The sequence below is a fragment of the Gemmatimonas sp. genome (genome assembly GCF_044376735.1).
GTDB lineage: Bacteria > Gemmatimonadota > Gemmatimonadetes > Gemmatimonadales > Gemmatimonadaceae > Gemmatimonas.
In genome coordinates this window covers 1-3,581 of record NZ_JBILKJ010000225.1, presented here as the reverse complement: position 1 = coordinate 3,581, position 3,581 = coordinate 1, and the positions used below count along the sequence as shown (strand labels likewise).

Genomic DNA, 3,581 nt, shown 5'->3' with positions numbered 1-3,581 from the left:
TGGCCGAGGTGAGCGAAGGCCGTTCGGACGTGGCCAAGCTCAAGGACAAGGTCGGCGCCCTGACGGTGCGCAACGGGTTCTACCTCATCACGGCACCGCAGGATGGCTACATCGTGCGCGCCTCGAAGGCCGGTCAGGGCGAGATCGTCAAGGCGGGCGAGCCGATCGTCACGCTGCAGCCGGCACGCCCCAGCAAGGCGGTCGAGCTGTTCATCAAGCCGATGGACGTCGCGCTGCTGAAGCCGGGGCGACATGTGCGCATCTTCTTCGACGGCTGGCCGGCGCTGCAGATCTCGGGCTGGCCGCAGGTGGCCTCGGGCACGTTCGGCGCGCAGGTCGCGGTCATCGATCAGTTCCCGAACCGCTCGGGGCAGTTCCGCGTGCTGCTGGTACCGGACACGACGCACGACGAACCGTGGCCGGCGCAGCTGCGCCTCGGCACCGGCGTGCAAGGGTGGGCGATGCTGGACAACGTCACCGTCGGCTGGGAAATCTGGCGTCAGCTCAACGGGTTCCCGCTCTCGATCAGTCCGAACGACGCGTTGCCGGCCGACGCCGTTGCCGGCGACAAGGGCGGCGGCAAGAGCGGCGGCAAGAGCGGCGGCAAGAAATGACGGGGGCCATGCGAACCGCGCACGCCGTCGCGATCGGTCTCGTGTGTGCGCTGGCGATCCCGCTCTCGGCGCAGTCGACGGCCGTCAGGCTCGACACGCTGGGCACACCGTTCACCTTTCCGGCCTTCGTGGATGGCATTCTCGCCAATCATCCGGTGGCCACCCAGGCGCGTCTGGTCGCCGATCAGGCACGCTCCGATCTGCGAACCGCGTGGGGCGCCTTCGACCCCACCGTGACCGCCAGCTGGGATCAGAAAAAGTTCGGGGGGACGTCGTACTACAACTACTTCGACGCCGAACTCAAGATTCCCCTGCCGATCGGGGCGGACGTGACCGTCGCCTTTGATCGGACCATGGGGCGGTACTTCAATCCGGACCGGCGGACCCCCTCCAACGGCACGATCGAAGCGGGCATTTCCATCCCGCTCGGGCAGCGCATTCTCACCGACGAACGACGCAACGCGCTCCAGCAGGCGCGCGCCGCGCGGGACGCCGGCGAGGCCGATCGGACCGCGATCGTGAACAAGCTTTTGTTTTCAGCCGCCAAGGATTACGGGGCGTGGTACGAAAGCTGGCGCCGTCGGGTGATCGCGCAGGAAGGCGAGGCGTTGGCCGAATTCCGGTTGCAGGCGGTGCGACGGCGGGTGGCCAACGGCGAGAGCGCCCCCATCGACACCATCGAAGCACTGCTGGAATTGCAGCGACGCGAAGTGACCCGCTTCGAGGCCGAGGCCTCGTTCTATCTCGCGAGCCTCGACGTGACCGCCTACATCTGGGATGACGCGGGGCGCCCGGCCCCGCTGCCCGCCGATGCGAAGCCCTTGCTGTTGGGCATCGAAGGCGTCGGGATCGACTCGACCCGTCTGGGGCAACTCCTCGACGTCGCCACCCGCCGCAACCCTGATCTGCTCAAGGTGCAGGCGCGGGTGAAGCAGGCCGAGGCGCAACGCCTGTTCAGCACGCAGGCCCTCCTCCCCCTGGCCGAAGCGAAGCTGGCCGGCCTCGGAGCGAATGACAGCGAGCAATCATTTTTCGATGGCGAACGGCTCGACAACAACTACAAGGCCGGGCTCGTCATCAAGTCGCCGCTGCTCTTCCTCAAGGAAACCGGCCGCTTCGCGTCGACTGGACAACGCCTCGATTTTCAGCGACTCGAGCGGGATCGACTGCGGCGCGAGATCGAGTTCGATGTGCGAGCCGCGATCTTCGACCTGTTCAACTTGGAGCGACTGCGGCTGCGACAGGTGGCGAATGTGCGAAACGCCCGATTGTTGCGCGACGCCGAGCAGGTGCGCTACGAAAATGGCGAAGGAACCCTGCTGATTCTCAACCTGCGCGAGCGCTTGGTCCTCGATGAATCCGTCAAGCTTGCGGCGGTCGAGGCCAAGGTGGCCGGTGCCCGAGCCGCCCTCGCGGTCGCCACCGGCGACCGGACGCTGCTCGTGCCGCCGAATTAAGTCACCAGAGGTAGACACGGACGGCCGTCGCGTTTGATTACGCGCATGCCTTCCGTACACGAAGATGTCTGATCGAGATGAGTGGGATCTCCCTGACGATGCCGCCGACCCCGACGAGGCCGGCGATGCGCTCGACGATGAGGAATATTCTCTCGACGACGGCGTGGCCGATCTCGTCGGTGACGCGCAGTGCCCGTATTGCGGCGAATCAGTCGAAATCACCCTCGATCCGGGCTCCGGCACGCAGCAACAGTACATCGAGGATTGCCACGTCTGCTGTCGCCCATGGCTCGTGTCGGTGAGTTATGACGACGATGGTACGGCGCACGTGCATGTCGACGCGAGCGACGACCACGATGACAACGATGGCTGACGGTTCGCTCCTGACTGCCACCGAGCTTCGCCGCCTCCTGCCCGAGGCGCTGCGACGGCCGGCGCAGGAAGGCGCCCGTTTGGTGGCGTTGCATTGGCTGGCCCAGCTGAGCGAGGCGCGCGCCCGTTGGCCGCACACACTGTCGTCACCGGCCATGGAGCCCGGGCAATCCGCGCTCCTGACCGGCGCCCCCGACGCCGGATATGGAACGGCTGCGGAAACGCTGCACCGCGCCCGCGTGGCGCTGCGTCGCCTGCGCGCCGTGATGCGCGAGCACGAGAGTGCTCTCGACGGCGTCATCGACCGACGAATGGTGCGCTCGCTGCGAGCGCTGGGGGCGGCCACCAACGCTGTACGGGATGCCGACGTGCAGCGGTCGTGGCTTGACGCCGAGATGGAACAGCTCCCGGCGGACGCGCGCCACGAGGCGGAACGTCTCCGGGCCAGCATCGACCGTCGGGGCGCCCGCTCGTCGACGGCGGTCGCGCGCGCCTTCGAGCGGCACTTCGATCCGATCGTGGACCGACTCCTCGCCGGCCTGTCCACCTATCTGCTGCGACACCGCGTCGGCATGCCGACCTGCCCTACCCCGTTCGCCCGCCATCTCGCGACGCGGGTGGAGCGGGCCTCGGTGCGGCTGCGCCGCGACCTCGACCACGTGACGAGCGTGGAGTCGCGCGACGCGATGCACCGGATTCGCCTTCGACTCAAGCGTCAGCGCGCGATGCTGGCGCCGTTTGCCGCGTCCCTCCCCGCGGTTGGCGCGTGGTACGATCTCGCCACGCGCGGTCAGGATCTGCTGGGGGCCGTGCGCGACGCCGATCTCTTGGCTGAGCGTGCAGGCAAGGCGAAGCTCCCGGCGCTACATCGTGCCTTGGGGGCAGTCGCGCTCGCGCACTACGAGGCGTTCACGCTCGATTGGTGCGCGCAGACCGAGCGCGTGATGCAGGTGCTCGAACTGGCCGTGGTCGAGCTGCGGCGCGACAGTGCACCGGTCACCGACGCGGGCGTACCGCTCGAGATCGAGCGAAAGTACCTGCTCACGAGCCTGCCGCCGTTGGCCGCCGCGGTTCCGCCCACGCTGATCGAGCAGGGCTGGCTGCCGGGAACGGCGTTGCGCGAGCGGGTGCGTCGTTC

The 3,581-nt window shown here is 67.8% G+C and carries 4 protein-coding genes; all 4 read left to right on the top strand.

The window, feature by feature from the left end; genetic code table 11:
• On the top strand, positions 1-614 hold a 614-nt coding region (locus tag ACIRA7_RS15830; protein WP_396221801.1), incomplete at its 5' end, for an HlyD family efflux transporter periplasmic adaptor subunit.
• A gap of 8 nt (positions 615-622) precedes the next feature.
• Complete coding sequence (locus ACIRA7_RS15825; RefSeq protein ID WP_396221800.1) at positions 623-2,071, top strand: TolC family protein; 1,449 nt, start codon at positions 623-625, stop codon at positions 2,069-2,071.
• 64 nt (positions 2,072-2,135) lie between these two features.
• A complete protein-coding gene (locus ACIRA7_RS15820) occupies positions 2,136-2,444 on the top strand; it encodes a CPXCG motif-containing cysteine-rich protein (RefSeq protein WP_396221799.1) in 309 nt (102 codons plus the stop codon).
• Positions 2,437-3,581: CHAD domain-containing protein (locus ACIRA7_RS15815; RefSeq protein ID WP_396221798.1), on the top strand; the 1,145-nt coding region annotated here is incomplete at its 3' end. The genes ACIRA7_RS15820 and ACIRA7_RS15815, both read left to right, overlap by 8 nt.

Coding starts and splice junctions, on each gene's coding strand:
- ACIRA7_RS15825 (WP_396221800.1), top strand. CDS start 623: ATGCGAACCGCGCACGCCGTCGCGATCGGTCTCGTGTGTGCGCTGGCG.
- ACIRA7_RS15820 (WP_396221799.1), top strand. CDS start 2,136: ATGTCTGATCGAGATGAGTGGGATCTCCCTGACGATGCCGCCGACCCC.